This is a genomic window from Candidatus Aminicenantes bacterium, from assembly GCA_026393795.1.
Lineage (GTDB): Bacteria > Acidobacteriota > Aminicenantia > UBA2199 > UBA2199 > UBA2199.
In genome coordinates, this window is the sequence record JAPKZL010000276.1 from 1 (window position 1) to 1,683 (window position 1,683).

3 protein-coding genes are annotated in these 1,683 nt (G+C 49.6%); all 3 read left to right on the top strand.

All coding sequences use genetic code 11. The annotated features are described in order from the left end of the window. A partial coding sequence (locus tag NTW95_13330; protein ID MCX6558391.1) for an acetyl-CoA decarbonylase/synthase complex subunit gamma occupies positions 1-295 on the top strand: 295 nt, incomplete at its 5' end. Continuing rightward, a complete protein-coding gene (locus NTW95_13335) occupies positions 292-540 on the top strand; it encodes a four helix bundle protein (GenBank protein ID MCX6558392.1) in 249 nt (82 codons plus the stop codon). The genes NTW95_13330 and NTW95_13335, both read left to right, overlap by 4 nt. A gap of 255 nt (positions 541-795) precedes the next feature. After that, positions 796-1,683: 2Fe-2S iron-sulfur cluster-binding protein (locus NTW95_13340; GenBank protein MCX6558393.1), on the top strand; the 888-nt coding region annotated here is incomplete at its 3' end.

Consider the following 1,683-nt stretch of genomic DNA (forward strand, 5'->3'; position numbering starts at 1 on the left):
CTCAGGCGAAATCGAAAACAGCGGGACAAGCGGCTGGCTGGTGGTCCCGGAATGTGAGGGAATGAGCGTGCTTACAGCATGGGCGGCGGGAAAGTTTTCCGGCGCCTCCATCGCCAAATTCGTTAAGGAAGTAGGCCTGGAGAACCAGGTATCCACGCGCGAGATCGTTATTCCCGGCTACGTCGCCCAGATCAGCGGGGAACTGGAGGAAAACCTGCCGGGCTGGAAGGTGCTCGTCGGTCCCCAGGATGCCGCAGATATTGAAAGCTTTATCAAAATGAAAAATGCAAAATGAAAAATGCAAAATCAAGTATGGAAGATAATTGTTCGATAAAACGTGACCTCTCGGAGAGATTTCTTCAATTTTCCGTTGATGGTATTAAACTTTTCGGGCAAATGAAGATATCGTATGCAGAGGCCCATATCGCGAAGCAACTAACGCGCTCTGTAACCTCATGCGGCGCTAATTATGAAGAGGCCTGCGGTGCAGAAAGTAGAGCGGACTTTGTTCATAAGCTTCAGATCGTACTGAAAGGTTAAAGTTGCTTTGCAAGGCAGAATTAGGTGAAAAAATAAAAATTGAAAGTTTTTCATGTGAATGTAATGAGTTATCAAAAATCATAGGGAAATCTATTATAACAGCGAAAAGAATGCAAAATGCAAAATGCAAAATAATTCTTAGTAGTTGATTTCGCATTTTGACTTTTGCATTCTTTAATGGTTTCATCATCTTTAATTTTACACTTTGCATTTTGACTTTTGCATTAAATTATGCCTTCTGTAACTTTTCAACCATTGGGGATCACTCTCGAGGTTCAAGCGAAGACAACGCTGCTGGACGTGGCACGGCGGGCCGGTGTAGAGATCGACGCCCCCTGCGGCGGCAAGGGGACCTGCGGTAACTGCGCCGTCCGCATCATCTCCGGCCGGGTTGACTGTGAAAGCCTCGGCATTTTGACTCAGTCGGAAATAGATCAGGGCTTTGTACTGACCTGCCGAACATCTATCCAGGATACCGATGTTATCATTGAGGTGCCCGATCAGGCCGGACGTTTCGGCGGCCAGTTCAGTGACGACGACGGGATGGAGCTTATCGATCCGGCCTTACTGCCGACTCCGGAGGACTGCCGCCCGTTGACCGAAAAAATAAACATTTATGTGCCGCCCCCGCAAAAAGCCGATGGTCGGTCAGACCTGGACCGTCTCATACGCACACTGCAACAGCGGCTTGGTAAACAGGAGATAATTATTTCGCTCGCTGTCATCCGTCAGGTAGCCGATGCCTTACGGGCCGCCGGAGGGAATGTAACCGTCACGGTTGCCAATGGAATGCCATCCAGACAAATGTCCACCTCAGAATATTTTTCCGGAAAAATCAGAAGATACCGGGTCACGGCCATTGAAGCAAACGACGGGACTGGCAGGCACTACGGGATCGCCATTGATGTGGGCACAACTACCGTGGCAGTGCAACTGGTTGATCTGTCCAATATGAAGATTCTTTCCACCTGTACCGATTACAACGGCCAACTCGCCTGCGGACTCGATATCATCAGCCGTATTGACTATGCCCGCCGGCCGGACCGTCGTGAGGAACTCCGTAGTCGCGTCCTCAAGACAATCAACCGTCTCATTCGCCAGTCGGCATGCCACAACCAAGTGGAACCCCTTGAAATTGCATGC

Bases quoted from the DNA above. Each gene is read 5' to 3' on its own strand.
- NTW95_13335 (MCX6558392.1), top strand. From the start codon at position 292: ATGAAAAATGCAAAATCAAGTATGGAAGATAATTGTTCGATAAAACGT.